This is a genomic window from Thauera sp. SWB20 (assembly GCF_000831325.1).
Taxonomy (GTDB): Bacteria; Pseudomonadota; Gammaproteobacteria; order Burkholderiales; family Rhodocyclaceae; genus Thauera; species Thauera aminoaromatica.
Genome location: NZ_JTDM01000020.1, coordinates 595,384 through 619,038 on the forward strand (window position 1 = coordinate 595,384; position 23,655 = coordinate 619,038).

The 23,655-nt window shown below is 66.2% G+C and carries 21 protein-coding genes; 17 read left to right on the top strand and 4 right to left on the bottom strand.

Annotated elements, in window-relative coordinates:
* The first annotated feature begins 7 nt into the window (after nucleotides 1-7).
* The 11 genes from nuoF to PO78_RS16600 all read left to right on the top strand — a co-directional run bounded on the left by nuoF (nucleotide 8) and on the right by PO78_RS16600 (nucleotide 12,214).
* Complete coding sequence (gene nuoF / locus PO78_RS16550) at nucleotides 8-1,312, top strand: NADH-quinone oxidoreductase subunit NuoF (RefSeq protein ID WP_004304489.1); 1,305 nt, start codon at nucleotides 8-10, stop codon at nucleotides 1,310-1,312.
* Nucleotides 1,306-3,645: an NADH-quinone oxidoreductase subunit NuoG gene (nuoG, locus tag PO78_RS16555; protein ID WP_043745297.1), complete on the top strand. Its 2,340-nt coding sequence runs from the start codon at nucleotides 1,306-1,308 to the stop codon at nucleotides 3,643-3,645. Before nuoF ends, nuoG begins: the two co-directional genes overlap by 7 nt.
* Nucleotides 3,645-4,694, top strand: coding sequence for an NADH-quinone oxidoreductase subunit NuoH (gene nuoH / locus PO78_RS16560; RefSeq protein ID WP_012585170.1), 1,050 nt, complete (start codon nucleotides 3,645-3,647; stop codon nucleotides 4,692-4,694). Before nuoG ends, nuoH begins: the two co-directional genes overlap by 1 nt.
* 7 nt (nucleotides 4,695-4,701) lie before the next feature.
* Complete coding sequence (gene nuoI, locus PO78_RS16565; protein WP_004304483.1) at nucleotides 4,702-5,187, top strand: NADH-quinone oxidoreductase subunit NuoI; 486 nt, start codon at nucleotides 4,702-4,704, stop codon at nucleotides 5,185-5,187.
* 33 nt (nucleotides 5,188-5,220) lie between these two features.
* Entirely contained in the window at nucleotides 5,221-5,826 is a 606-nt protein-coding gene (locus PO78_RS16570) for an NADH-quinone oxidoreductase subunit J (protein WP_004304481.1), read from the top strand.
* A gap of 62 nt (nucleotides 5,827-5,888) precedes the next feature.
* Nucleotides 5,889-6,194: an NADH-quinone oxidoreductase subunit NuoK gene (gene nuoK, locus PO78_RS16575; protein WP_004304479.1), complete on the top strand. Its 306-nt coding sequence runs from the start codon at nucleotides 5,889-5,891 to the stop codon at nucleotides 6,192-6,194.
* A 12-nt stretch (nucleotides 6,195-6,206) separates the two neighbouring features.
* Nucleotides 6,207-8,234 carry an NADH-quinone oxidoreductase subunit L gene (nuoL, locus tag PO78_RS16580; RefSeq protein ID WP_043745299.1) on the top strand — a complete coding sequence of 676 codons (2,028 nt, stop codon included), beginning with the start codon at nucleotides 6,207-6,209 and terminating at the stop codon, nucleotides 8,232-8,234.
* A 74-nt stretch (nucleotides 8,235-8,308) separates the two neighbouring features.
* Nucleotides 8,309-9,790, top strand: a complete 1,482-nt coding sequence (locus PO78_RS16585; protein ID WP_012585173.1) for an NADH-quinone oxidoreductase subunit M — start codon at nucleotides 8,309-8,311, stop codon at nucleotides 9,788-9,790.
* A 48-nt stretch (nucleotides 9,791-9,838) separates the two neighbouring features.
* Complete coding sequence (gene nuoN / locus PO78_RS16590) at nucleotides 9,839-11,308, top strand: NADH-quinone oxidoreductase subunit NuoN (RefSeq protein ID WP_004304473.1); 1,470 nt, start codon at nucleotides 9,839-9,841, stop codon at nucleotides 11,306-11,308.
* A 7-nt stretch (nucleotides 11,309-11,315) separates the two neighbouring features.
* Nucleotides 11,316-11,648: a DUF2818 family protein gene (locus PO78_RS16595; RefSeq protein ID WP_012585175.1), complete on the top strand. Its 333-nt coding sequence runs from the start codon at nucleotides 11,316-11,318 to the stop codon at nucleotides 11,646-11,648.
* Nucleotides 11,645-12,214 (top strand): NUDIX domain-containing protein, encoded by a 570-nt coding sequence (locus PO78_RS16600; RefSeq protein ID WP_004304469.1) that lies wholly within the window; start codon nucleotides 11,645-11,647, stop codon nucleotides 12,212-12,214. Before PO78_RS16595 ends, PO78_RS16600 begins: the two co-directional genes overlap by 4 nt.
* Nucleotides 12,215-12,245: 31 nt before the next feature.
* On the opposite strand, the gene PO78_RS16605 is transcribed toward PO78_RS16600, so the two are convergent.
* Nucleotides 12,246-13,526, bottom strand: a complete 1,281-nt coding sequence (locus PO78_RS16605) for a GNAT family N-acetyltransferase (RefSeq protein ID WP_043745303.1) — start codon at nucleotides 13,524-13,526, stop codon at nucleotides 12,246-12,248.
* 296 nt (nucleotides 13,527-13,822) lie between these two features.
* On the opposite strand from PO78_RS16605, the gene PO78_RS16610 reads away from it, so the two are divergent.
* Both PO78_RS16610 and PO78_RS16615 read left to right on the top strand, forming a co-directional pair.
* Nucleotides 13,823-15,451: an NAD+ synthase gene (locus tag PO78_RS16610; RefSeq protein WP_004304465.1), complete on the top strand. Its 1,629-nt coding sequence runs from the start codon at nucleotides 13,823-13,825 to the stop codon at nucleotides 15,449-15,451.
* 16 nt (nucleotides 15,452-15,467) lie between these two features.
* Entirely contained in the window at nucleotides 15,468-15,806 is a 339-nt protein-coding gene (locus PO78_RS16615; protein WP_004304463.1) for a P-II family nitrogen regulator, read from the top strand.
* A 17-nt stretch (nucleotides 15,807-15,823) separates the two neighbouring features.
* On the opposite strand, the gene PO78_RS16620 is transcribed toward PO78_RS16615, so the two are convergent.
* Together PO78_RS16620 and trxB are read right to left on the bottom strand one after the other, a co-directional pair.
* Entirely contained in the window at nucleotides 15,824-16,930 is a 1,107-nt protein-coding gene (locus PO78_RS16620) for a Smr/MutS family protein (RefSeq protein WP_004304461.1), read from the bottom strand.
* Nucleotides 16,931-16,938: 8 nt separating this feature from the next.
* Nucleotides 16,939-17,892 carry a thioredoxin-disulfide reductase gene (gene trxB / locus PO78_RS16625; protein WP_004304459.1) on the bottom strand — a complete coding sequence of 318 codons (954 nt, stop codon included), beginning with the start codon at nucleotides 17,890-17,892 and terminating at the stop codon, nucleotides 16,939-16,941.
* A 269-nt stretch (nucleotides 17,893-18,161) separates the two neighbouring features.
* Here trxB and PO78_RS16630 point away from each other — a divergent pair, with 269 nt between their 5' ends.
* The 4 genes from PO78_RS16630 to PO78_RS16645 all read left to right on the top strand — a co-directional run bounded on the left by PO78_RS16630 (nucleotide 18,162) and on the right by PO78_RS16645 (nucleotide 23,386).
* On the top strand, nucleotides 18,162-18,833 hold the full coding sequence (locus tag PO78_RS16630; RefSeq protein ID WP_004304457.1) for a Crp/Fnr family transcriptional regulator: 672 nt from the start codon (nucleotides 18,162-18,164) through the stop codon (nucleotides 18,831-18,833).
* A 110-nt stretch (nucleotides 18,834-18,943) separates the two neighbouring features.
* Nucleotides 18,944-21,235: a DNA translocase FtsK gene (locus tag PO78_RS16635; RefSeq protein ID WP_043745306.1), complete on the top strand. Its 2,292-nt coding sequence runs from the start codon at nucleotides 18,944-18,946 to the stop codon at nucleotides 21,233-21,235.
* Nucleotides 21,232-21,891, top strand: coding sequence for an outer membrane lipoprotein chaperone LolA (gene lolA / locus PO78_RS16640; protein ID WP_043745308.1), 660 nt, complete (start codon nucleotides 21,232-21,234; stop codon nucleotides 21,889-21,891). Before PO78_RS16635 ends, lolA begins: the two co-directional genes overlap by 4 nt.
* A 70-nt stretch (nucleotides 21,892-21,961) precedes the next feature.
* Nucleotides 21,962-23,386: a replication-associated recombination protein A gene (locus PO78_RS16645; RefSeq protein ID WP_004310060.1), complete on the top strand. Its 1,425-nt coding sequence runs from the start codon at nucleotides 21,962-21,964 to the stop codon at nucleotides 23,384-23,386.
* Here the strand turns inward: PO78_RS16645 and PO78_RS16650 are convergent.
* A complete protein-coding gene (locus tag PO78_RS16650) occupies nucleotides 23,358-23,621 on the bottom strand; it encodes a hypothetical protein (RefSeq protein ID WP_004310062.1) in 264 nt (87 codons plus the stop codon). The two genes, PO78_RS16645 and PO78_RS16650, sit on opposite strands and share 29 nt — an antisense overlap.
* Nucleotides 23,622-23,655: the final 34 nt, after the last annotated feature.

Consider the following 23,655-nt stretch of genomic DNA (forward strand, 5'->3'; position numbering starts at 1 on the left):
GCAAGGAATGATCCTCGCCGGCTGCGACGGCGACCGCACCTGGCGGCTCCAGGACTACGTCGCCCGCGGCGGTTATTCGGCGCTTCGCAAGATCCTCGCCGAGAAGATACCGCAGGACGCGATCATCGCCGAGCTCAAGACCTCGGTGCTGCGCGGTCGTGGCGGAGCAGGCTTCCCGACCGGACTGAAGTGGAGTTTCATGCCGCGCTCCTTCCCGGGCGACAAGTACCTCGCGTGCAACTCCGACGAGGGCGAGCCGGGGACCTTCAAGGACCGCGACATCCTGCGCTACAACCCGCACAGCGTCATCGAGGGCATGGCCATCGCCGCCTACGCGATGGGTGCCGCGCGGGGTTACAACTACATCCACGGCGAGATCTTCGAGACCTACTCGCGCTTCGAGGAGGCGCTTGCGGAGGCCCGCGAGGCCGGTTTCATCGGCCGCAACATCCTCGGCAGCGACTTCTCCTTCGAGCTCTTCGCGCATCACGGCTACGGCGCCTACATCTGTGGCGAGGAGACCGCGCTGCTCGAGTCGATCGAGGGCAAGAAGGGCCAGCCGCGCTTCAAGCCGCCTTTCCCGGCGAGCTACGGCCTCTATGGCAAGCCGACCACGATCAACAACACCGAGACCTTCGCGTCCGTCCCGTTCATCATGAACATGGGCGGCGAGGCCTTCCTGAACCTCGGCAAGCCCAACAACGGCGGCATGAAGCTCTTCTCGGTCTCGGGCCACGTCAATCGCCCGGGCAACTACGAGATCCCGCTCGGCACGCCCTTCGCCGAGCTGCTCGAGATGGCCGGCGGCATGCGCGGCGGGCGCAAGATCAAGGCGGTGATCCCTGGTGGTTCGTCCGCTCCGGTCGTTCCCGGCGGCGTGATGATGGACTGCACGATGGACTACGACTCGATCTCCAAGGCGGGATCGATGCTCGGTTCCGGCGCGGTCATCGTGATGGACGAGACCACCTGCATGGTCAAGGCCCTCGAGCGACTGTCCTACTTCTACTTCGAGGAGTCCTGCGGCCAGTGCACGCCCTGCCGCGAGGGCACCGGCTGGCTGTACCGTGTGGTGCATCGAATCGAGCACGGTCTTGGCCGCCCGGACGACCTCGACCTGCTGAACTCGGTGACGACCAACATCATGGGCCGCACGATCTGCGCGCTCGGTGACGCCGCCTCGATGCCGGTGCAGAGCTTCGTCAAGCACTTTGGCAGCGAGTTCGAATACCACATCGAAAACAAGAAGTGCCTCGTGCCGCCCGAAGTGCAGCGCGCTGGCAGTCAAATCTACGTGAGCCCGTCATGCTAGAGATCGAAATCGACGGCAAGCAGGTCCAGGTCAACGACGGCAGCACGGTGATCGAGGCTGCAGCGGTTGCCGGGTCCTACATTCCGCACTTCTGTTACCACAAGAAGCTGTCCATCGCGGCGAGCTGTCGGATGTGCCTGGTGCAGGTCGAGAAGGCGCCCAAGCCGCTGCCCGCCTGCGCGACACCCGTTACCAATGGCATGAAGGTATGGACGCACTCCGAGCTCGCCGTGAAGGCGCAGAAGGGGGTGATGGAGTTCCTGCTGATCAACCACCCGCTCGACTGTCCGATCTGTGACCAGGGCGGCGAGTGCCAGCTGCAGGACCTCGCAGTGGGCTACGGTTCGACCGCCTCGCGCTACCAGGAAGAGAAGCGCGTGGTGTTCAACAAGAACCTTGGCGCGCTGGTGTCGACCGACATGACGCGCTGCATCAACTGCACGCGCTGTGTTCGCTTCACCACCGAGATCGCCGGCGAGATGGAGCTCGGCCAGGCCTTCCGCGGCGAGCATGCGGAGATCATGCCCTTCATCGAGAAGACGGTCGATTCCGAGCTCTCCGGCAACATCATCGACCTCTGCCCGGTCGGTGCGCTGACCTCGAAGCCTTTCCGCTTCGCCGCTCGTACCTGGGAGCTCTCGCGCCGCAAGTCGGTGAGCCCGCACGACTCCCTCGGCGCCAACCTGATCGTCCAGACCAAGCACGACGTGGTGAAGCGCGTGCTGCCGTTCGAGAACGAAGACGTCAACGAGTGCTGGCTGTCCGACAAGGACCGCTTCTCCTACGAGGCCCTGTCCAGCGAGCAGCGCCTCGGCGCGCCGATGATCCGCCAGGGCGGGCAGTGGAAGCAGGTCGATTGGCAGGCCGCCCTCGAGTTCGTCGCCACCGGCCTGCGCGGCGTCGAGCGCGATCATGGTGCCGCCTCGATCGGCACGCTGGCCTCGCCGCACGCCACGGTCGAAGAGCTCTACCTGCTGCAGAAGCTGATGCGCGGGCTCGGTAGCGAGAACATCGATTTCCGCCTGCGCCAGGTCGACTTCCGTGCCGACGGCAAGCGCGCCGGCGCTCCGTGGCTGGGGATGCCGATCGCCGGCGTCAAGGATCTGACCCGCCTGCTCGTGGTCGGCAGCTTCCTGCGCAAGGATGCGCCGCTGCTGGCGCAGCGCGTGCGCCAGGCCGCAAAGAAAGGCCTGCACGTCAGCGCCATCGGCCCGAACGCCGAAGAGTGGTTGCTCCCGGTGCGCAACCGCGCGCTGGTCGCGCCTTCGTCGATGGTGGCCACGCTCGGCCAGGTCGTGGTCGCGCTGGCGAAGGAGAAGGGCGCCGAGGTCAGCGTCGCGCTGCTCGGCAAACTGCCCGAGATAGTGAGCGATGAAGCGCTCGCCATCGCGCAGAGTCTCGCCAGCGGCCGCAAGGTTGCGGTTTGGCTCGGCAATCTCGCCGTCCAGCACGCCCGCGCTTCCGAGCTGCAGATGCTCGCGCAGGAGATCGCGCGCCTCACCGACGGTAGCTTCGGCTTCATCGGCGAGGCTGCCAACAGCGTCGGCGGCTATCTTGCCGGCGCGGTTCCCGGCGCGGGTGGCCTGAACGCCGCCGCGATGATCGAGCAGCCACGTGCGGCCTACGTGACCCTGAACCTTGAGCCCGATCTCGACCTTGCCAATCCGGCGGCGGCGATGGCTGCGCTCGACGGTGCCCAGCTCGTGGTGGCGCTCACGAGCTTCGACTCGCCGTCGCTGCGGCAGGTGGCCGACGTGATGTTGCCGATCGCCCCCTTCACCGAGACCTCGGGCACCTTCGTGAACTGCGAGGGCCGCGCGCAGAGCTTCACCGCGGTGGCCAAGCCCTTCGCCGATGTCCGTCCGGGCTGGAAGGTGCTGCGCGTGCTCGGTAACCTGCTCGCGCTCGAGGGTTTCACCCACGCCGACTCCGAGGCCGTGCGTGCCGAGGCGCTCGCGGGTGATCTCGCCAGCCGGTTGGACAATGGCGTGGAAGGTATCGTGGTCTCTTCGGCTACCGGTCCGGCAGGCGTGCTCGAGCGTGTAGCCGACGTGCCGATCCACTTCGCCGATCCGATCGCGCGCCGCGCCCCGTCGCTGCAGAAGACGCGCGACGCAGCGGCACCCACGGCGCGCATCGCGCCGGCAACGCTCGCGGCGCTCGGCCTCGCGGCCGGGGACCGTGTGCGCGTGGCACAGGGTACGGCGAGCGTGGAACTCGTGGCCCAGGCGGATGATGGATTGGCTGCAGGATGCGTGCGCGTCGCCGCCGCGCATCCCTCGACCGCGGCGCTCGGCGCGATGAGCGGTGATCTCAGCGTGGAGCGTGCGTGATGGAAGCGATGCTGCAACCCGTGGCGGATTTCTTCGGCCCCTCCTGGACGGCCATCTGGACGCTGCTCAAGATCGTCGCGATCATCGCGCCGCTGATGATTTGCGTCGCCTACCTGACGCTCGCCGAGCGCAAGGTCATCGGCTACATGCAGGTCCGCATCGGCCCTAACCGGGTCGGTCCGAAGGGCCTTCTGCAGCCGATCGCCGACGGCATGAAGTTGCTGTTCAAGGAGATCATCGTTCCGAGCGGGGCCAGCAAGGGCCTCTTCATCCTCGGTCCCATCCTGGCGATCGCGCCCTCGCTGGCAGCCTGGGCAGTGGTGCCCTTCGACGACGGCCTGGTGCTCGCGGACGTCAATGCCGGTCTGCTCTTCCTGCTCGCCATCACTTCGATGGAGGTGTACGGGGTGATCGTCGCAGGTTGGGCGTCGAACTCGAAGTATCCCTTCCTCGGCTCGATGCGTGCCGCGGCGCAGATGGTGTCCTACGAGGTGTCGATGGGTTTCGCGCTGATCTGCGTGCTGCTCATCTCGGCCAGCCTCAACCTCACCGACATTGTCATGTCGCAGAACGAAGGCCGCTTCGCTGACATGGGCCTGGGCGTCCTGTCGTGGAACTGGATTCCGCTTTTTCCCATGTTCGTGGTGTACGTGATCTCGGGCATCGCCGAGACCAACCGCGCGCCCTTCGACGTGGTCGAAGGCGAGGCCGAGGTGGTCGCGGGGCATATGGTCGAGTACTCGGGCATGACCTTCGCGCTGTTCTTCCTCGCCGAATACGCGAACATGATTCTGGTGTCGATCCTGACCTCGATCCTGTTCCTCGGTGGCTGGCTGTCGCCCGTGGGCTTCCTGCCTGACGGTTTCCACTGGCTGGCGGTCAAGACCGCGTTCATCCTGCTGCTGTTCCTGTGGGCGCGAGCCACCTTCCCGCGCTTCCGCTACGACCACATCATGCGTCTGGGCTGGAAGGTGTTCATCCCGGTCACCCTCGTGTGGCTGTTCGTGGTGACCGTGTGGATGATGTCGCCGCTGTCGATCTGGAGTTGAGAAGACCATGGGTGCCAAGGATTACATCGGCAGTCTGTTCCTGAAGGAACTTGTCAAGGGCATGGCCCTGACCGGACGGCATTTCTTTCAGCGCAAGATCACCATCCTCTTCCCGGAAGAGAAGACGCCGCAGAGCAACCGTTTCCGTGGCCTGCACGCGCTGCGCCGCTACCCGAACGGCGAGGAGCGCTGCATCGCGTGCAAGCTGTGCGAGGCGATCTGCCCGGCAATGGCGATCACGATCGAGTCCGATCAGCGTGACGACGGATCGCGCCGCACGACGCGCTACGACATCGACCTGACCAAATGCATCTTCTGCGGCTTCTGCGAGGAAGCCTGTCCGGTGGACGCGATCGTCGAGACTCGCGTGCTGGAGTACCACGGAGAGCAGCGCGGCGATCTGTACTACACGAAGCAGATGCTGCTCGCGGTGGGGGATCGACACGAGTCGCAGATTGCGGCAGACCGCCAACAGGACGCCAAGTACCGCTAAGGGGAGGGCGCCTCGGCGCCACGAGTCAAGAACATGGAATTCAAGACCTTCGTCTTCTACTTTCTCGCCGCGATCATGGTGCTCGCGGCGCTGAGGGTGATCACCGCGCGCAACCCGGTACACGCCGCGCTCTTCCTCGTGCTCACCTTCTTCAACGCGGGCGGTCTCTGGCTGTTGCTGCAGGCCGAGTTCCTCGCGGTCACGCTCGTGATGGTGTATGTCGGCGCGGTGATGGTGCTCTTCCTGTTCGTGGTCATGATGCTCGACATCAACCTCGACCGTCTGCGTGAAGGCTTCTGGAGCTATCTCCCGGTGGGAGCCCTGGTGGGCATCCTGATGCTGGTCGAGATGGTGATGGTGCTCGGCGGCGGCTACTTCGGTCTCGAGGCGATGCCTGCGCCCGCTCCGGTTGCCGCGGACTACAGCAACACCCGCGAACTCGGCCGCGTTCTCTACACCGATTATGTGTATGCCTTCGAACTCGCCTCGCTCGTGCTGTTGGTGGCGATGGTCTCCGCAGTGGCGCTGACCTTGCGCAAGCGCAAGGGGCTGAAGTCCATCCCGCCGTCCGAGCAGGTCGCCGTCAGGCGAGAGGGCCGGGTCGAGCTGGTGAAGATGCAGGCCGAGAAAGACGACTGACAACGTACGCGAACAAAACAAGAACCGCGCCGGCGGCAGCCGGCGCGATCAGGGGGTCACTGATGCTTTCGCTTTCCCATTTCCTCATCCTGGGCGCGATCCTGTTCGCGATCAGCGTGGTCGGGATCTTCCTCAACCGGAAGAACCTGATCGTGCTGCTGATGGCCATCGAGCTGATGCTGCTCTCGGTCAACATGAACTTCGTTGCGTTCTCGCATTACCTCGGCGACATCGCCGGCCAGGTCTTCGTTTTCTTCATCCTCACCGTGGCGGCGGCCGAATCGGCGATCGGCCTCGCGATCCTGATCGTGATGTTCCGCAACATGCGCACGATCCACGTGGATGATCTGGACAGCCTCAAGGGTTAAGGAAGCGTCACGATGTCGGACATGAAAGCAATCTATCTCCTCGTGCCGCTGGCGCCGCTGGCGGGAGCGATCCTCGCAGGCCTGTTCGGAAAGCAGATCGGGCGTGCCGGGGCGCATGTGGTCACGATCCTTGGTGTGGCGATCGCCTTCGTGGCCTCGCTCTTCATCTACCAGGATGTGGCGGCCGGAAACACCTTCAACGGCACCGTATATACCTGGATGCAGGCGGGTGGCATCGACTTCGAGGTCGGTTTCCTGATCGACTCGCTGACGGTGATGATGATGCTGGTCGTTACCTTCGTGTCGCTGATGGTGCACATCTACACCATCGGCTACATGTCGGAAGATCCGGGCTACCAGCGCTTCTTCAGCTACATCTCGTTGTTCACCTTCTCGATGCTGATGCTGGTGATGTCCAACAACTTCCTCCAGCTCTTCTTCGGCTGGGAGGCGGTTGGCCTGGTGTCCTACCTGCTGATCGGCTTCTGGTACGAGCGTCCGACGGCAATCTACGCCAACATGAAGGCCTTCCTGGTCAACCGTGTGGGCGACTTCGGCTTCCTGCTCGGCATCGGCCTCGTCGCCGCCTATGCCGGCAGCCTCGACTACGCTGAGGTTTTCGCCAAGGCGAAGGAACTCTCCGTGACCGAGATGGCGGTGACCGGCTGGCCGCTGCTCACCGCGATCTGCATCTGCCTGTTCATCGGTGCGATGGGCAAGTCCGCCCAGGTGCCTCTGCACGTGTGGCTGCCCGACTCGATGGAAGGCCCGACCCCGATCTCCGCGCTGATCCACGCGGCGACCATGGTGACCGCGGGCATTTTCATGGTGGCGCGCATGTCGCCGCTGTTCGAGCTGTCCGACACCGCGCTGTCCTTCGTCCTCGTGATCGGTGCGACCACCGCGCTCTTCATGGGCTTCCTCGGCATCGTGCAGAACGACATCAAACGCGTCGTGGCCTACTCGACGCTGTCGCAGCTCGGCTACATGACGGTCGCGCTCGGCGTCTCGGCCTACTCGGCCGCGGTCTTCCACCTGATGACGCACGCCTTCTTCAAGGCGTTGCTGTTCCTCGGCGCCGGCTCGGTGATCATCGGCATGCACCACGATCAGGACATGCGCAACATGGGCGGCTTGCGCAAGTACATGCCGATCACCTGGATCACCTCGCTCCTGGGTTCGCTTGCGCTGATCGGTTTTCCGTTCTTCTCGGGCTTCTACTCCAAGGACTCGATTATCGAAGCGGTGCATTCCTCGACGATCGCGGGCTCGGGCTATGCGATGTTCTGCGTGCTCCTCGGGGTGTTCATCACCGCGTTCTACTCCTTCCGGATGTACTTCCTCGTGTTCCACGGCGAGGAGCGCTTCGGCAAGGCGCATGATCACGCACATCACGATCATCACGGCGACCACGACGACGAGGAACCCTCGGCGGATCATCACCACGGCCTGGCGCCGGGGCAGAAGCCGCACGAGTCGCCCTGGGTGGTGACCCTGCCGCTGGTGCTGCTGGCGGTGCCCTCGGTCCTGATCGGCTTCTTCACCATCGACCCGATGCTGTTCGGCGAGTGGTTCAAGGGTGTGATCCTCGTCGGCGACAATCACGTCGGCCTGCGGGAGCTCGCAGCCAACTACCATGGCCCGGTCGGCATGGCGATCCACGGTCTCCAGACGGCGCCGTTCTGGCTGGCGATGGGCGGAGTCGCGCTTGCCTGGTTCTTCTACATGAAGCGTCCGGATATCCCGGCGGCGATCCAGCGCACCTTCAAGCCGATCCACACGCTGTTGGAGAACAAGTACTACTTCGATCGCTTCAACGAGATCTTCTTCGCGGCAGGTGCACGTCTGCTCGGACGCGGCCTGTGGAAGGCGGGCGATCAGGCCCTGATCGATGGTGTCGCGGTGAACGGCTCCGCGCGCCTGGTGGGCTGGGTGGCGCAGATGTCGCGCCTCTTCCAGACGGGTCACCTGTACCAGTACGCCTTCATGATGATCATCGGCGTGTTCGTGCTGCTCACCTACTGGTTCAACCGGGGCTGAGACGGGCACGCAGGGACGGAAACACATAACAAGATCGAACGCGCCGCTCGCGGCGCACTGAACGGAAAGCAACGATGACGGACATTCCTCTCCTCAGTCTGGCGATCTGGGTACCGATTATCGGTGGCCTGCTGGTGCTCGCGACCGGCTCGGATCGCAACGCTCCGCTGGCGCGCATGCTCGCCTTGGCGGTCGCCGTGGCTGGCTTCGTCGTGACGATTCCGCTCTACACGGGCTTCGACGTCGGAACCAGCGCGATGCAGTTCGTGGAACTGCAGTCCTGGGTGCCGCGCTTCAACATCAACTACCACCTCGGCGTCGATGGCATCTCGGTGCTGTTCGTGCTGCTCAACGCCTTCATCACCATCATCGTGGTGGCGGCGGGCTGGCAGGTGATCCAGACCAAGGTCGCGCAGTACATGGCCGCGTTCCTGATCATGTCGGGCCTGATGAACGGCATCTTCTCGGCGCTCGACGCGGTGCTGTTCTACGTGTTCTTCGAAGCCTCGCTGATCCCGCTCTACCTGATCATCGGCATCTGGGGTGGCGCCAACCGGGTGTACGCGGCGATCAAGTTCTTCCTCTACACGCTGTTCGGTTCCCTGCTGATGCTGATCGCGCTGCTCTACCTGTTCATGCAGTCGGGCGGTAGCTTCAGCATCCTCGACTGGCACCAGTTGCCCCTGCCGATCGAGCCGCAGATCCTCATCTTCCTCGCCTTCCTGATCGCTTTTGGCGTCAAGGTGCCGATGTGGCCGGTGCATACTTGGCTGCCCGATGCCCACGTCGAGGCACCCACCGGCGGATCGGTTGTACTTGCCGCGATCGCCCTGAAGCTCGGCGCTTATGGCTTCCTGCGGTTCTCCCTGCCGATCGTGCCCGACGCGGCGAACGAGCTCGCGCCGCTGGTGATCACCCTGTCGCTGATCGCGGTTGTGTATATCGGCTTCGTCGCGCTGGTACAGGCCGACATGAAGAAGCTCGTGGCCTACTCGTCGATCTCCCACATGGGCTTCGTGACCCTGGGCTTCTTCATGTTCAACAGCCTCGGCGTCGAGGGCGCTCTGGTGCAGATGATCTCTCACGGCTTCGTTTCGGGCGCGATGTTCCTGTGCATCGGCGTGCTCTATGACCGCCTGCACTCGCGCCAGATCGCCGACTACGGTGGCGTGGTGCACACCATGCCGAAGTTTGCGGCCTTCTTCATGCTCTTCACGATGGCCAACTCTGGCCTGCCGGCCACCTCCGGTTTCGTCGGCGAGTTCATGGTGGTGCTTGGGGCCGTGCAGTACAACTTCTGGATCGGCTTCGTCGCCGCCACCACGCTGATCCTCGGCGCTGCGTATTCGCTCTGGATGTACAAGCGGGTGGTGTTCGGCAAGGTGGCCAACCCCCATGTCGCCGAGCTCGAGGACATCAACGGCCGCGAGTTCGCCTTCCTTGCGGTGCTGGCGGCGTGCGTGCTGGCGATGGGCCTGTATCCCTTCCCCTTCACCGAAGTGATGCACGCCTCGGTCAATGAACTCCTGCGGCATGTTGCCGTGAGCAAGCTCTGAGCGCTGCCCGGCGCGAGCGCACGAGACACTTTACGGACTGGTCAGAAGATGAATTTCGTCGTCCCCGACTTCTACCCCGCAGCGGCCGAGATCTTCGTGGCCGTGATGGCCTTGGTGATCATGCTGGCGAGTACCTTCGCGCGCAGCGTCGCTCGCAACTTGGCTTATCTGCTTACTCAGGCGACCCTGATCGCCGCGGCCTTCATCACGATCTTCACGATGGAGGGGGAGGTGGTCCATACCTTCAGCAATCTGTTCATCAGCGATCTGCTGGGTGACGTGCTGAAGCTGATGATCTATTTCTCCACCGCGATCGCGCTGCTGTACGGGCGTGGCTACCTCGCCGACCGGAAGATCGACAAGCCCGAGTACTACCTGCTCGCGCTGCTGATGACGCTCGGCATGATGGTGATGGTCACGGCCAACCACATGCTGCCGATGTACATCGGCCTCGAGATGATGTCGCTAGCGCTGTATACGATGGTGGCGTTCGATCGCGACTCGGCGCGCTCGACCGAGGCGGCGATGAAGTACTTCGTACTCGGCGCGCTGGCTTCGGGCCTGCTGCTGTACGGCATGTCGATGGTGTATGGCGCGACCGGTACGCTCGAGTTCTCGGGTGTGGCGCAGGCGCTCTACAACCAGACCGCCAACCAGACCGTGCTGATGTTCGGCGTCGTGTTCCTGGTCGCGGGTATCTGCTTCAAACTCGGCGTTGTGCCCTTCCACATGTGGGTGCCCGACGTCTATCAGGGCGCGCCCACCGCAGTGACGCTGGTGATCGCCACGGCGCCCAAGCTCGCCGCGTTCGCGATGGCGGTGCGCCTGCTGATCTGGGCGCTGTTCGACATCGCCGAGGAATGGCAGATGATGCTGATGCTGGTGGCCGCAGCCTCGATCGTGCTCGGCAATCTGGCCGCGATCGCGCAGCAGAACATCAAACGCATGCTCGCCTACTCGGGTATCTCGCACATGGGCTTCATGCTGCTCGGCCTGCTCGCGGGCGTGGTCGAGGGCGACCGTCACTTTGCGCTCAACGCCTACAGTTCGGCGATGTTCTACGCGATCTCTTACGTGATCATGAGCCTGGCTTCGTTCGGCATGCTGATTCTGCTGTCGCGTGCAGGTTTCGAGGCCGAGAACATCGACGATTTCAAGGGGCTCAACAAGCGCAGTTCGTGGTACGCGCTGATGATGCTCTTCGTGATGTTCTCGATGGCGGGTGTGCCCTTCTTCATCGGCTTCTTCGCCAAGTTGTCGGTGCTGCAGGCGGTGGTCGCGGCCGGGTACTTCTGGCTGGCGGTGCTGGCGGTGGTGATGTCGGTGATCGGTGCCTTCTACTACCTGCGCGTGGTCAAGGTGATGTATTTCGACGAGCCGGTCGACTCCTCGCCGATTCATGCTGCGCCCGAAGTGCGTGTGATGCTCTCGGCCAACGGTCTTGCGATCGCGGCCCTCGGCCTCGCCCCGCAGGCGCTGATGTCCTTGTGCGCGTTCGCGCTGCTGCGTTCGCTCTGATCCAGCGGTGGGTGCGGACGCCAGCGTCTTCCTGCTGTTGGCCATCGCCTTCACGATGGCCAACCTGCCCTTCGTCTTCGACCGCATCTTCCTCATCCGCAAGCCGCCAGCCGGGGTTCGCAAGGGGCTCGGCTGGCGGTTTGCCGAACTGCTCGTGCTGTATTTCGTGGTGGGTGGGCTCGCAGCATCGATCGAGGCGCAGTCCCACGGTCGGGTGTATGGGCAGGGCTGGGCGTTCTACGCGACCACCTTCTGTCTCTTTGTGGTGTTTGCCTTTCCGGGCTTCACTTGGGCCTACCTGTGGCGTTCGGCGCGCCGGACATCCGAGGTAGGTGCGTGAGCGGGCTCGAGCGGGACGCGCTACATGAGTACACCCTCGATAGCGAGTCGGTTTTCGACGGTGCACTGCTCAAGGTGTGGCGAGACCGCGTCGAATTGCCGGACGGCAGCCGCAGCGTGCGCGAGTACATCCGCCATCCCGGCGCTGTGGTCGTGGTCGCGCTGGAGGAGAGCGGGGCGCTGGTGTTCGAGCGGCAGTTCCGCTATCCGCTGCAACGCGCCTTCCTCGAGTTGCCTGCCGGGAAAATCGACGCCGGCGAGGACATCCTGGCCTGCGCGCAGCGCGAACTGCGCGAGGAAACCGGCTTCGCCGCTGCGAATTGGGAATATGTCGGGGTGATGCACCCGTGTATCGGCTACTCGGACGAGCGCATCGAAGTCTTCTTCGCCCACGAGCTCTCGCAGGTGGGGGGGGCGCTCGATGACGGCGAGTTTCTCGAAGTGCTGAGCCTGCGTGCGGACGAGGTGGAGCAGGCCATCCGGATCGGACGCATCACCGACGCGAAGACCATCACCGCTTATTACCTTGCGTTGCCGCATATCCAGGCGCGTCTGCGGGGACGCTAGCGCGCTTCGCCGCCGGGTCGCGCTTCTCTCTTCACTGCCGGCGCGAACCCCGCTGGGGCTCCGCGGCTCCTGCTGCGCCGGTCTCGATGCCGCCGGGTCCCTTCTCGCGAAGGAATGGGCTGTGCTCCGCCAGTTCGTCGAGATAGTGCCCCACGCCCGCACGCTCCCTTGCCAGCCAATCGTCGACCGCGCCGCGAAAGCGCGGATCCGCGAGCCAGTGCGCGGAGAAGGTACGCACCGGGAGCAGACCGCGGGCGAGCTTGTGTTCCCCCTGTGCGCCGCCCTCGAAGCGGGTCAGACCATGCTCGATGCAGTATTCGATGGCCTGGTAGTAGCACAGCTCGAAGTGCAGGAAGGGCAGGTCCTCGACGCAGCCCCAGTAACGCCCGTACAGCGCCTCGCGATCGCACAGGAAGAAGGCGGCGGCGATCGGCTGGGTGTCGCGGCGAGCCACCAGCAGACGGACGGCCTCGGGCATGCTGTGCGCGAGCCGCACAAAAAAATCTGCTGCGAGATAGGGCGTGGAGCGGTGCTGCGCGTAGGTGTTGGCGTAACAGTGCGCGAAGAACGCCCAGTCCTCGTCCCGCGCTTCATGCCCGTCCAGCCACTGCAGATCCAGACCGTGTGCGGCTGCGCGGCGGCGTTCCTGGCGGATCTTCTTGCGCTTGGCGCCGGAGAGGCTGGCGAGGAAATGCTCGAAGTCGGCCCAGCGCCGCTGCCGGACGGAGATAGGCGCGCTGGATTCCGCGGGCGTCGGCTCGGTCTCGGCGGAGGCGGGTGGATTTCTCCAATGGAACTGCACGTCCTCGCGGATCATTAGCCCGGCGGCCTCGAGCAGCGGGCGCTCGCGATCGAGCGGGAAAAGCAGGTGCAGCGACGACAGCCCGCTCTCCAGCGCCTTCGCGAGCAGGGCGGCGAGCAGTTCCCGGCGTGCGCCGTCGTCGTGGCCGAGCAGGCGTGGCCCGGGGATGGGCGTGAAGGGCACGGCCGCGAGCCACTTCGGGTAGTAGTCGAGGCCGTGGCGCTGGTAGGCCTCGGCCCAGGCCCAGTCGAAGACGTACTCGCCCCGGGAATGCGTCTTCACATAGAGCGGCATGGCCGCGCCCAACGTGCCGCCGCGCCACAGGGTGGCGTGCGCGGGCGTCCAGCCGCTGCGCCCGCCCACGCAGCCGCTCTCTTCGAGGGCGTGCAGGAAGGCGTGGCGGATACAGGGAGCGGCGCTTGCGCAGCTCGCGTCGACCAGGGCATCCCACTGGCGTGCGTCGATACGGGCGATGCGGGGGATGAAGTGGAATCCGTCGGGCTGGCTCATGGTGGCTGGGGCAGGGGGCACGGCTGCCTGTTTTTTGTGCAGTGCGACGATACGTTGCCGCGACAGCGACTTGCAAGCGCTATCCACGCCTTGTCCACAGGCTTGCGCACCCGGGCTGTGGGTTTGTACGCGGGCATCCACGGTCGCGCTTCGCTCGCGAGACGGCCGCACGGTTCGAGTCGGGGCAAACCATCGCGTAGCGGAGCGCGCTTGGGCGCGAGAGCGTGCTCAGGCGCGCGGTCCGGCGCACGCAGAGCCTGTCGTGGAGCTTCGCCGAAGCGGTATAGTTCCGCTCCATGAACGCACATGCCCAAGCCCCCGTTTCCATCGCTGTCGCCCAGCTCAACCTGACCGTGGGCGATCTGGTCGGCAACGCCGACCACATCATCGCCGCGCTCGACGACGCACGCGCGGCCGGCGCGCAACTGCTGCTCACGCCCGAGCTTGCGCTGTCCGGGTATCCGCCCGAGGACTTGCTGCTGCGACCGGATTTCTATCGCGCCTGCGCGCGTGAGGTCGAACGCATCGCCGCTGCTGCGCGGGGGGTCACGGTGGTGCTTGGCCACCCGGTGGAGGACGGCGGCGAGCGCTACAATGCGGCCTCGGTGTTGCGCGACGGCGCGGTGCTGACGCGCTATCACAAGAGCCTGCTGCCCAACTACGAGGTCTTCGACGAGGAGCGCTACTTCGAGGCCGGCGGCACGGCTTGCGTGTTCGAGTGCGCTGGCGTGCGCTTCGGGGTGAACATCTGTGCCGACGTCTGGGAGCGCGGTCCCGCGGAGGCCGCGCGGGCGGCCGGGGCGCAGGTTCTGCTGGCGCTCAACGCTTCGCCCTACCACATGAACAAGCAGGCTCAGCGCCTGGAGGTGCTGCGCGCGCGCGTGGCCGAGACCGGCCTGCCCGTGCTGTACTGCAACATGGTGGGCGGCCAGGACGAGTTGGTCTTCGACGGCGCCTCCTTCGCGCTCGACGCCGGCGGCGCGGTCGGGCTGCAACTCGGCAGCTTCGTCGAGCGCGTCGCGATCGTCGACTACGCCTCGGGCGGTTGGTCGGGCGGTGAGCACGTTCCTGCGCGGACGCTCGAGGCCGAGGTGTACGAGGCGCTGCGCATCGGGGTGCGCGACTATCTCGCCAAGAACCGTTTCCCGGGCGCGATCATCGGCCTGTCGGGCGGGATCGACTCGGCGCTGACCCTGGCGATCGCGGTCGATGCGCTCGGCGCCGACAAGGTGCGTGCGGTGATGATGCCTTCGCCCTACACCGCTCAAATGAGCCTCGACGACTCGCGCGACATGGTGGCGCGCCTGGGCGTGCGCTATGACGAGATCGCGATCGAGCCGGCGATGAAGGTCTTTGCCGAGCTGCTTGCCGACCAGTTTGCCGGCCTGCCCGCCGACACCACCGAGGAGAACCTGCAGGCGCGCATCCGCGGCATGCTGCTGATGGCGCTGTCGAACAAGACCGGCGCGATCGTGCTCACCACCGGCAACAAGAGCGAGATGGCCACCGGCTACGCCACGCTGTACGGCGACATGGCCGGCGGCTTCGCCGTGCTCAAGGACCTCTACAAGACCTTTGTCTTCCGCCTGTCGAACTGGCGCAACACGGTGAGCCCGGTGATCCCGCAGAACATCATCGACCGACCGCCCTCGGCCGAGCTCAAGCCCGACCAGAAGGACCAGGACAGCCTGCCGCCCTACGACATGCTTGACGCCATCATCCAGGCCTACATGGAGCGCGACGAGTCGCCGCGCGACATCGTCGCCGCGGGCTTCCCCGAGGGCGAGGTGCGGCGCGTGGTGGGTATGCTCAAGCGCAACGAGTACAAGCGCCGCCAGGCCCCGGTGGGCATCCGTGTGACCCAGCGCGGTTTCGGCAGGGATTGGCGTTATCCGATAACATCCCGCTACCAGGACGAATTCTGAAAGAGGAGCAAGCCGGATGAAGAAGATCGAGGCGATCATCAAGCCGTTCAAGCTGGACGAGGTGCGCGAGGGCCTGTCCGAGGTGGGGATCACGGGCCTGACGGTGACCGAGGTTAAGGGTTTCGGCCGCCAGAAGGGCCACACCGAGCTCTATCGCGGTGCTGAATACGTGGTCGACTTCCTGCCCAAGATCAAGGTCGAGGTCGTGCTTGCCGATGACATCGTCGACCAGGCGGTGGAGGCGATCGTGAAGGCCGCGCACACGGGCAAGATCGGCGACGGCAAGATCTTCATCACGCCGGTGGAGCAGGTCATCCGCATCCGCACTGGCGAGACCAACGAAGCGGCGATCTGATATTCGGGCGGCGGGACTCAGGCGGGTAACGGCATTCGGGCGCGCGGCGCGGCGTTCTGCGCGCGCAGCAGCACCAGCAGGGCGCCGCCGCCGCCATCGTGGGGGCCGGCCTGGCAAAAGGCGAGGATCTCCTCGCGCTGCGCCAGCCAGCCGCGCGACAGCTGTTTCAGGATCGACACCTTCCCGGGCGAGCCGTGGCCCTTGCCGTGGATCACCCGGATGCAGCGCTTGCCCTGGGCAAGCGCGTCGTGCAGGAAGTTCGCCAGCGCGGCGCGCGCCTCGTCGCGGGTGAGGCCGTGGAGGTCGATCTGGCCCTGCAGCACCCAGCGCCCGCGGCGCAGATCGGTCAGCACCCGGCGCGGCAGCCCGGTCCGCAGGAAGGCCGCCTCGTCGCCCATGTCCAGGCGATCCTCGAAGGTGAGCGGTGCGGCGAGCGATTCGCCGAGCGCCGCGCGCTCGTCCTCCTCGCGCTTGAGCGGCGCAGGTGCCGGCTGCGGGCGCTCCAGCTCCACGCGGTTGCGGTCGGTGACCGGGCGGGCATTGCCCACTACCGCAAGAAAGAGCGCTGCCGGATCGCTGACGTCGGCGTCCGCGGGCAGCACGATCGCGTCGGGTCGCAGCGCCGGCGCGGGATGCGTACCGCCTGCATGGCGGGCGTGGTGACGCAGCGGTGTGTCGAGCGCCACTCGGCCGGTATCCCTCAGCGGCATCACGCCCTCGTAGGCCGCGCGTAGCGGGTCGGTCTCGGGTCGCGCACGGACGGGCTCCTCGGTTTCCTCGTCCTCCACGGCTTGCGTGCGCGGCCGCGGGGCAGGGCGGGGGCGGTGGATCTCGACGCGGTCCGTGCCGCGCACCGGGCGCACCGCGCCGACGCTGCGCCGGAAGAGCTCGAGCGCCTCCGCGTCGGGCTCCTGTGCACGATCGGCACCGGCGCTGGAGGAGTCTTCCTCAAGCGGGTGGCGGATACGCTTCGCCGGGGCGGGCGACGACACGGGTGCCGGGAGCGCGCGCTGCTGCAGCTGCTTGCGCAGGGCTGCGAAGGGCGAGGCGGGCTTCGGCACCGCGCCCTGCGCGTCGCGTCCTGGGGTGCCGGCCGGACCCGGCGCGGGAGCGCGGCGGCTCATCGGCCTGCTCAGACGCCGAGGGCGTCGAGGTAGCGTTCGGCGTCGAGTGCGGCCATGCAGCCGGTGCCGGCCGAAGTCACCGCCTGGCGGTAGATGTGGTCCTGCACGTCGCCGGCAGCGAACACGCCGGGAACGCTTGTCTGCGTCGCGTTGCCGTTGCGCCCGCCCTGGGTGACGATGTAGCCGCCCTCCATCTCGAGCTGGCCTTCGAAAATGTCGGTGTTGGGCTTGTGGCCGATGGCGATGAACACGCCCTGCAGCGCCACCTCCCGGGTGGCGCCGTTGTTCACGCCCTTGATGCGCATCCCCGTCACGCCGGTGTTGTCGCCCAGCACCTCGTCGAGCGTGGCATTGAGCGCGAGCTCGATCCTGCCGGCGGCGACCTTCTCCATCAGCTTGTCGATCATGATCTTCTCGGCGCGGAACTTCTCGCGGCGGTGCACCAGGGTGACCTTTCTCGCGATGTTGGCGAGGTAGAGCGCCTCCTCGACCGCGGTGTTGCCGCCGCCGATCACCGCGACGTCCTGGTTGCGGTAGAAGAAGCCGTCGCAGGTGGCGCACGCCGACACGCCGCGCCCGGCGAATTTTTCCTCCGAGGGCAGGCCGAGGTACTTGGCGGTGGCGCCGGTGGAGATGATCAGCGCATCGCAGGTGTATTCGCCGCTGTCGCCGATCAGGCGGAAGGGCTTCTCGCCCAGCTTCACGGTGTGGATGTGGTCGAAGATCATCTCGGTGTTGAAGCGCTCGGCGTGCCTCTGGAAGCGCGCCATCAGGTCCGGACCCATCACGCCGTCTGCATCGGCCGGCCAGTTGTCGACCTCGGTCGTGGTCATGAGCTGGCCGCCCTGGGCGAGGCCGGTGATCAGCACCGGGTTCAGGTTGGCGCGCGCGGCATAGACGGCGGCGGTGTAGCCGGCGGGGCCGGAGCCGAGGATCAGCAGACGGGCGTGTTTGGTGGTCATGGACGAGGCTTCCTGCGGGTGGATTGCGAGGCGCCGATTATAGCGGAGGGGGCGGCGGGGGTTGGAGGTGGTCGCCGGAGTCCGGGCGCTCGCGCGTGATTCCGATGGGGAGACGCGCGTTCCTGTCTGTGGTGCAGCGACACGCATCGAATTCCCGCTGGATGCGGAAAGTGTGATCTCCGTCACGAAATCGAGAATAAGCCCGGGGTGATCGTATAAACTTGAAAATGCATGTTTCAACTGTTCCACTCCTCGTGCCTGGAGCGCGCATGACCCAAGCCACCGCCGTTTCCGTCGTCGCCCTGAAGACCTTCCCGCTGTTCCATGGCCTGTCCGACGAGTCGTTGGCCAGCATCGCGCGCGTGTCGATGATGCGTCGCTTCCCCCGCGGGCAGTCCGTGGTGTGCGCGGGCGACCGTCCCGACTACGTCTATCTCGTGCTCACCGGCAGCCTCAAGGTCGTGGTGAGCGACGAGGACGGCCGCGAGGTAATCCTGTCCATCCTCGGCCAGGGCGAGCTCTTCGGCGAGATGGGCATGTTCGACGAGCGGCCGCGCTCGGCCTCGGTGATCGCCGTGGTGCCGGCCGATCTGGTGCTGATCTCCAAGCAGGATTTCCGCCGCATCATGCAGGACAGCTTCGACGTGTCCTGGCGCATCATGTGCAACCTCGCCGAGCGCCTGCGCAACGCCGATCGCAAGATCGAGAGCCTCGCGCTCATGGATGTCTACGGCCGTGTTGCGCGCCTGCTGATCGAGATGGCCGAGGACGTCGGTGGCCAGTCGGTGGTGGTCCGGCGCATCTCCAAGCAGGACATCGCCAAGATGATCGGCGCCTCGCGCGAGATGGTGAGCCGGGTGATGAAGGACCTCGGCCAGCAGGGTCTGATCGAGGAAGGGCCCGACGGCATCCTGTTGCGTGAGCGCCTCAACGACGTGTGAACGCGCGCTCGCCGCTCGGCCGTTTGTGAGCATCCGCAAGCGCGGCGGCGGGGTGGGGACCGATCCCGTATAATCCGGGGTTGTTCCACTCTCCCTGCGGCCGCAACGCAATGCTGTCTCGTTCGTCCTCCCGTTCCCAGCCGCTGCCCGAAAAGATCTCGCTGTTGCTGCAGGAGGCCCGCTGGCTGATCCTCGGCGTGGTCTCGCTCTACGTCGGCATGATCCTCGTCGGCTACAGCGAGTCCGACCCAGGCTGGTCGCACGCCTCCGACGTCACCCGCGTTGCCAATCCGGGCGGGCGTTTCGGCGCTTGGCTGGCGGACCTCCTGCTCTATCTCTTCGGCATTTCCTCGTGGTGGTGGGTGGTCTTCCTCGGCTACAGCCTGCTGTGGGGTTTCCGCCGCCTCAAGAACAGGCTCGAGCTCGACCACCGCTCCTTCATCTTCGTGATGATCGGCTTCTTCGTGGTGCTGATCACCAGCAGCGCGCTCGAATTCCTGCGTTTCCACTCCCACGGTGCGGCGCTGCCGCTCGAGCCCGGCGGCTTGATCGGCATGGAACTCGCCCAGTTCGTGCGGCGCAGCTTCGGCTTCACCGGCGGCACGCTGCTGCTGCTCGCGCTGCTGGCCACGGGGCTGTCGCTGTTCACCGGGGTGTCGTGGCTGGCTCTGATGGAGCGCATCGGTCTTGGCATCGAGCAGGCGGTGCTCGGCGTGCAGCAGGCCTGGCTGCGCTGGCAGGACCGCCGTGTGGGTCGCGAGGTGGCGCACAAGCGCGAGGAGGTGGTGCAGACCCGGCGCAAGAAGGTCGAGAAGGCCGAGCCCGCGCCGCTGCGCATCGAGCCGGCGGTGGTCGCCGTGACCAAGTCCGAGCGGGTGGAGAAGGAGCGCCAGCAGACCCTGTTCCAGGATGCGGTCGAGGGCGTGATCCCGCCGGTGGCACTGCTCGATCCGGCCAGCGGTGGCGTGGAGCCGCCTTCGCCCGAATCCCTCGAGTTCACCTCGCGCCTGATCGAGACCAAGCTCGCCGACTTCGGCGTCGAGGTCAAGGTGCTCGCCGCTTACCCCGGCCCGGTGATCACTCGCTACGAGATCGAGCCGGCAACCGGGGTCAAGGGCAGCCAGGTGGTGAACCTTGCCAAGGACCTCGCGCGCGCGCTGTCGCTGGTGTCGATCCGCGTCGTCGAGACCGTGCCGGGCAAGTCCTGCATGGCGCTCGAGCTGCCCAACCCGAAGCGGCAGATGGTGCGCCTGTCGGAGATCATCGGTTCCAAGGTGTACCAGGACGCGCATTCGCCGCTTACCGTGGTGCTCGGCAAGGACATCGGTGGCCAGCCGGTGGTGGCCGACCTAGCCAAGATGCCACACCTGCTGGTGGCGGGTACGACGGGCTCGGGCAAATCGGTCGGCATCAACGCGATGATCCTGTCGCTGCTCTACAAGAGTGAGCCCGATCGGGTGCGCTTGATCATGGTCGACCCGAAGATGCTCGAGCTGTCGATCTACGAGGGCATCCCGCACCTGCTCGCACCCGTCGTCACCGACATGAAGCACGCCGGCAACGCGCTCAACTGGTGCGTGGCGGAGATGGACAAGCGCTACAAGCTGATGGCGGCGGTGGGCGTGCGCAACCTCGCCGGCTTCAACAAGGCCGTGCAGGAGGCGCGCAAGGCCGAGCAGCCGCTCACCAACCCATTCTCGATCAGCCCCGAGAACCCGGAGCCGCTCGAGCCCTTGCCCTACATCGTGGTGGTGGTCGACGAGCTTGCCGACATGATGATGGTGGTCGGCAAGAAGGTCGAGGAGCTGATCGCCCGCCTAGCGCAGAAGGCGCGCGCCGCCGGCATCCACCTCATCCTCGCCACCCAGCGCCCTTCGGTTGACGTGATCACCGGCCTGATCAAGGCCAACGTACCCACGCGTATCGCTTTCCAGGTCTCCAGCAAGATCGACTCGCGCACCATCCTCGACCAGATGGGCGCCGAGACCCTGCTCGGCATGGGCGACATGCTCTACCTCGCGCCCGGTACCGGGCTGCCGGTGCGCGTGCACGGTGCCTTCGTCGCCGACGACGAGGTGCACAAGGTGGTCGACCACCTCAAGAAGATCGGTCCGCCCGACTATATCGAGGGCATCCTTTCCTCGGCCGAGGACGATGTCGACGCCGCGCTCGGCAGTGGCGGGGAAGGCGATGACGGCGAGTCGGACGCGCTCTACGACCAGGCCGTGGAGATCGTGGTGAAGACGCGCCGACCCTCGATCTCGCTGGTGCAGCGCCACCTGCGCATTGGCTACAACCGCGCCGCGCGCCTGATCGAACAGATGGAGCGCGCCGGCCTGGTGTCGCCGATGGGCAGCAATGGCAACCGCGAAGTGATCGTGCCGGCCAAGGAGAGCGAATGATCCAGTTCAACACGCGACCGGCCGCGCTGCTGCGCGGCGTGGCGGGCGTCGTGCTCGCGCTGGCGGCCCTGGGCGCCACGGCGGCGGGTGGCGTGCAGCAGCTGCGCGACTTCGTCGCCGGCGCGCGCAGCGCGGAGGGCGAGTTCGAGCAGGTCGTCACCGCGCAGTCCGGGCGCCGACCTCAGGAGGCCTCGGGCAGCTTCGCCTACGCCCGCCCGGGGCGCTTCCATTGGGAGTACGACCGGCCTTATCGCCAGGTGCTGGTGGGCGACGGCAAGACCCTGTGGTCCTGGGATCCCGACCTCAACCAGGTGACCGTACGCGCGATCGGCGAGGCGCTCGGCGCCACCCCGGCGGCGATCCTGTTCGGCAGCGGCGCGCTCGACGACAATTTCGAGCTCGCCGACGCCGGCGAGCGGGACGGTCTGGCCTGGGCCGAGGCGCGTCCGAAGCGCACCGAGAGCGGCTTCGAGTCGCTGCGCATCGGGCTGGCTGAAGGCCAGTTGCGGCGTATGGAGATGCGCGACCACTTCGGCCAGACCACGGTGATCCGCTTCACCCGCCTGCGCGCCAACCCGGTGCTCGCCGAGGACCGCTTCCGCTTCGAGCCGCCCGCAGGCGCCGACGTGATCGGCGAACTGCCCGGCGCGCGCTGACTCCCCACGCACGCGTGCGCACGCCGCAATCGATCCCCGAGTCCATGGGCCGTCTGCAAGGGGGCTCCGCATGACCGACCTGTTCGACGCCCTCGAGCCGCCGCAGGTGCCGCTCGCTGAGCGCATGCGGCCGCACACCCTCGACGAGGTCGCCGGCCAGTCACACCTGTTGGGACCGGGCAAGCCGCTGCGACTGGCCTTCGAGTCGCGCCGGCCGCACTCGATGATTCTGTGGGGCCCGCCCGGCGTCGGCAAGACCACGCTCGCACGGCTGATGGCGCGCGGCTTCGACGCCGAGTTCGTCGCCCTGTCCGCGGTGTTCTCCGGGGTCAAGGAGATCCGCGAGGCGATCCAGCAGGCCCAGGCCGCCAAGGCGCGCGGTCGCCACACCATCCTCTTCGTCGACGAGGTGCACCGCTTCAACAAGGCGCAGCAGGACGCTTTCCTGCCCTACGTCGAGCAGGGCCTGGTGACCTTCATCGGCGCCACCACCGAGAACCCTTCGTTCGAGGTCAACTCCGCGCTGCTGTCGCGCGCCGCGGTGTATGTGCTGGAGTCGCTCGACCACGATGCCATGCTGCGCCTGTTCGAGCGCGCGCACGCGATCGCCTGCCCGACGCTCGGCTTCGACGAGGATGCGCGCGAGCGCCTGATCGGCTTTGCCGACGGCGACGCGCGCAGGCTGATGAACCTGATCGAACAGGTCCAGGTTGCCGCCGAGACCGCCAAGGTCGATCCGGTGAGCGCCACCTTCGTCGACCAGGCCCTGTCGCGCAACCTGCGCCGCTTCGACAAGGGCGGAGAGGCCTTCTACGACCAGATTTCCGCCCTGCACAAGTCGGTGCGCGGCTCGGATCCGGATGCCTCGCTGTACTGGCTGTGCCGCATGCTCGACGGCGGCGCCGATCCGCTCTACCTCGGCCGGCGGCTGATCCGCATGGCGGTGGAGGACATCGGCCTGGCCGATCCGCGTGCGCTCGAGATCGCGCTCAATGCCTGCCACACCTACGAGCGCCTCGGTTCTCCCGAGGGCGAACTCGCGCTCGCCCAGGCGACGATCTTCATGGCCTGCGCGGCCAAGTCCAACGCCGCCTACAAGGCCTACAAGGCCGCGCGCGCCTTTGTCGCCCACGACGGCTCGCGTCCGGTGCCGCTGCACCTGCGCAACGCGCCGACCAAGCTGATGAAGGCGCTCGACTACGGCAAGGCCTACCGCTACGCGCACGACGAGCCCGAGGCCTATGCAGCGGGCGAGAATTATTTCCCCGAGGGAATGCAGTCGCCCGGGTGGTACCAACCCACTCCGCGCGGCCTCGAAGGCAAGATCGGCCAGAAGCTCGCTTGGCTGCGTGAACTCGACCGCAAGGCGGCGGAGGGCGGAAAACAATACGCGAGGCCGTCGCCATCTGCGGGCGGCGCCTCGCGCGAAGTCCCGGCGAGCAAAGGTACGCCGGGCGAGGAGAGAATCAGTGGGGGAGGGGATGATCCTTCATGAAACGCTCGCAGACGGAAGCCGCCAGTTTGGCCTTGCGCACGTCCCCGCATGCATTGGCACGCTCGATGAGTTCGCGCATGTAGTGCGTGAGTGCCAGCACGCCCTCCGGCGTCTGCACGAGCCCGCAGCAAAGCTGCGCGGCGGCGGCATCCGGGATGTCCTCATGCTCGGCAATCAACAACACCTCCTCGTCGGTGAGATCGCAGTAGTCCAGGCAGTCGCGAATGGATAGCATGCCGTTTCCTCCAGGTCCGGGCCGTCTGATGCGG